Origin of the sequence: Microcystis sp. M20BS1, assembly GCF_020245305.1 — a bacterium.
In the GTDB taxonomy this organism is placed as follows: domain Bacteria; phylum Cyanobacteriota; class Cyanobacteriia; order Cyanobacteriales; family Microcystaceae; genus Microcystis; species Microcystis ichthyoblabe_A.
Genome location: NZ_JADBUZ010000066.1, coordinates 1 through 3,217 on the forward strand (window position 1 = coordinate 1; position 3,217 = coordinate 3,217).

At 38.0% G+C, this 3,217-nt stretch carries 3 protein-coding genes and 1 pseudogene; 2 read left to right on the forward strand and 2 right to left on the reverse strand.

The annotated features are described in order from the left end of the window. Positions 1-561: 561 nt before the first annotated feature. Both IM507_RS06830 and IM507_RS06835 read left to right on the forward strand, forming a co-directional pair. A complete protein-coding gene (locus IM507_RS06830) occupies positions 562-1,707 on the forward strand; it encodes a DUF262 domain-containing protein (protein ID WP_069473985.1) in 1,146 nt (381 codons plus the stop codon). Further along, on the forward strand, positions 1,688-2,344 hold the full coding sequence (locus IM507_RS06835) for an MAE_28990/MAE_18760 family HEPN-like nuclease (RefSeq protein WP_002755499.1): 657 nt from the start codon (positions 1,688-1,690) through the stop codon (positions 2,342-2,344). The genes IM507_RS06830 and IM507_RS06835 overlap by 20 nt, the downstream gene beginning before the upstream one ends. Positions 2,345-2,660: 316 nt before the next feature. Here IM507_RS06835 and IM507_RS06840 read toward each other — a convergent pair. Both IM507_RS06840 and IM507_RS06845 read right to left on the reverse strand, forming a co-directional pair. Further along, positions 2,661-2,768, reverse strand: a pseudogene (locus IM507_RS06840) (DUF29 family protein); the annotation flags it as partial. An 81-nt stretch (positions 2,769-2,849) separates the two neighbouring features. Further along, complete coding sequence (locus IM507_RS06845; protein ID WP_002737413.1) at positions 2,850-3,086, reverse strand: DUF29 family protein; 237 nt, start codon at positions 3,084-3,086, stop codon at positions 2,850-2,852. Positions 3,087-3,217 lie beyond the last annotated feature (131 nt).

Sequence of the window (3,217 nt, forward strand, 5' to 3'; positions counted from 1 at the left end):
AATTCTTCGCTCTCATCAATTTCGATCACCCGCTTGTAGGATAGAGGGTTATCGGGATTGAGAGGATCGCCTAAGTCTTTTTCCAGTGCTTCAGCAGTCCAGTATTGCTTAAGCTTTTTCATAGTGCCTCTAGGACAGATACAATGTGCTTTTCGTCAATGCCTTCGGTTAGAAGACCCGACCATTCACAAAAATTAATGATCATTCTAGACTTTTGGCTGTAGGATGGCAACAATTTTTAATTTCGCCTTTACCTTAAATGTGCTAGAACCCACTGGGGTGGGGTGCTAGACTACCCTCTGCGGTAATTATGTCCAAATTGAGGTGATTAAACCGCACAGTGCGGTATTAGGTTTTATTGAGGCGGTGTTAGACCGATGGAAGTGGGATATTAGGATGGGGGAGGTTACTCGACCGCAGGGAGCGGTATGATTAATAGTTATGCGGCTCGTTCCCTGTTCATACTTTTTCCTTGAATGTAATATTCAACTGGCAGATTACGATTAGAATGTTTAAGGTACAAGTTTTGCTTGCCATAGGGTTTAGAAGTCTAGGAGCAATATGATGATGGAATCAATAGATGAACGGATAGATGCCAAAATTGGTGAGGTTCGTACTGAATCTATCGATCTCAGCTTTGGAGAAATCATCAGTTTATATTCTCAAAATGAACTCATTATTCAACCGGAATATCAAAGGTTATTCCGATGGTCTAATCAACAAAAGTCTCGTTTAATAGAATCCATACTTCTTGAGTTGCCAATACCACAGATATTTACTATTGAGAACTCAGATGGGGTTTTGGAGTTAATTGATGGCTTACAACGCCTTAGCTCTGTGATTCAATTCATTGATGCCAATGTACTGAATTTCACTGATATAGATGGAGAAAAGCTGAAATCTCTAAAGTTAGAAGGTTGTGATCAGATTTCAGAACTTAATAATCTGACTTTTGAAGATTTATCATTGAGACTCAAGCTTAGGATTAAAAGATCCTCTGTAAGGACAGTAATTATTAAAAGGCAAAGTAAGTCTTTTCTGCGTTATGAAATGTTCAAAAGGTTAAATACTGGTGGCTCAATTCTAGCTCCACAGGAAATTCGTAACTGTTCTTCTAGGATGCTTGGTGAGCCAGGTATAAAGTTTTATACATTTCTCCAAGAAAGATCCTCCTATTCAAACTTTAAGACTTGCATAGATACATTGTCTCAATCAGAAAAAGAACAAAAGGGAGACGAAGAGCTTGTCTTAAGATTTTTTGCCGCAAAAAATGCTCAAGATCTCTTCCGGGGGAGTGTGAGAGATTGGTTAGACACATACATGGAAAATATATTATTTGGAGAAATACAATTTGATTATTCTACTGAAACACAAGACTTTAATAGATTATTTGATTACTTGAGCCAAATTCTCGGCAGTGGTGCTTTTGTTCGATATCGCGATCAATCACCAATTGGTGCTTTAGCTCCAGCTTATTTTGAAGCTGTTACAATTGGCGTGTTTAGGATACTAGAAAGATTAGAGAATCTGGATAATTCTTCTGTTAGGGATGAAATAATCAAAATTGTTCAGTCAAACAGCTTTAAGGATAATATTGGACCTGGAGCTAACTCCAGAACTAAGCTTTCTAATAGAATTGGATGTATTCAAGAAGGTTTAAATCAACTCAGCTTCTGGAGTAATTTTAATGAGCAACTGGGCGAATGAGATCGAGGCTGATCTCAACTGGAGAGAAGGAGAACTGGCTGCAATTAAAATTCAAATATTAACGACTGATAGGGTTAAGCATCCTGTAAGGTATGAAGCTCTCTTGAGAGCTATTACTACTTTGCTATATGCTCACTATGAAGGTTTTTGTAGATTTGCATGGGATTTATACCTCGATACAATTCAAAGGCAAAATATTAAACGCAATCAATGCCGTGAGGAGGTTATAAAGCTATCGCTAAGGAAGCGCTTTAAAGAACTTGGAGGTGATTTGTCAGCAGATGGAGTTTGGAGCTTTTTTTTCAACGAATTGCCAGCTTTAATTAATGAGAATATTGAATTCAATATTCGCTTAGAAGCAGATAGCAATTTAAAGCCTATGCTGCTTAAAAAGAACTCTACAGATGCTGGTTTATCATGCTCAATGGTGGATCAACATGAGCTTTTACTTAAGACATTAGTAAGCAGGAGAAATAATATAGCTCATGGGCAGAAAGAAATAATTCATGATCTGACTGAGTATAACAAGTATGAAAATGCGGCTTTGGAAGCTATGTATGAGCTAGGACTATCTGTAATTGATTGCTTAGATAATCAGAAGTATTTGAAACCATCAAATCCGCCTAGCTCATCATGAAATCTACGCATTTTAATCGCTGTAGAGTGCGTTCCCTAATGTGGCTCCTACTGCTGCACCGATAGTGATTAAACCGCTGACTCATATCATTTTTCAAAAGTGATGACAGACTTAGTTGATTATTCCAAAGTGCAATTCCTCTCTGAGAGCGGAATTGCACTTTCAGATGTTAATCACGACTATTGAAAATTGGTATCAATTTCTTTTTCAACCAGATTTTGGAATACCAGCTATTAGTTGTTGAGCAACTGAAGTAAGGTGGGTATTGCCCACCCTATTGTTGTATGGATGTAAGTTGGATTGCAAGCTCGAGTTTTTAACCAGGTAACGAATCCTCATCAAGAATTTTCTCAATTGTCCAAGGACAGTCAACTGGTAAAGTTAATCCACTTTTGCGGCTCGCTTTTCCCAGTGCTTTTTGATAACAATAACCAAACCCGTTCTAAGGCATGATTGTAGATTACCTGAGAGCGAAATAGCAGGCTCGATTCCAATCTGAAATTATCTATCTCGTCTGTCCATTGGGGTAGGTAGTAAGGATGCTTCCAGTAGGCGTAAAGTAGCAGGTGACTGAGGAGTTGAATAAGAAAAGAAAGCTTTCTGCTTTGTATTTGCGTTCATCCACCATTTCCTCTAATTCCTCGGCTAAAGTTTGCCAATCTAAAGTATTGCGATCAGGCGATCGCAGTTTTGCTGCTTGGTCTTGCAGCCAAGCTACATAGGGTTTGCGGCAAAAAGTCATTGAAAAGTACAGGTCTCTTAATCAATGATTTCACTTAGCTACAAGCATAAGCTTTAGTTGTTGATTAATTTTTTAAATTATAACTTATCCTAATCATTGACCGAGAAAAAGTGCTGTTTTTCCATTTCAGA

Excerpts from the sequence above, each read along its gene's own strand:
- IM507_RS06830 (WP_069473985.1), top strand. The coding sequence starts at position 562 with ATGATGATGGAATCAATAGATGAACGGATAGATGCCAAAATTGGTGAG.
- IM507_RS06835 (WP_002755499.1), top strand. The coding sequence starts at position 1,688 with ATGAGCAACTGGGCGAATGAGATCGAGGCTGATCTCAACTGGAGAGAA.
- IM507_RS06845 (WP_002737413.1), bottom strand. The coding sequence starts at position 3,086 with ATGACTTTTTGCCGCAAACCCTATGTAGCTTGGCTGCAAGACCAAGCA.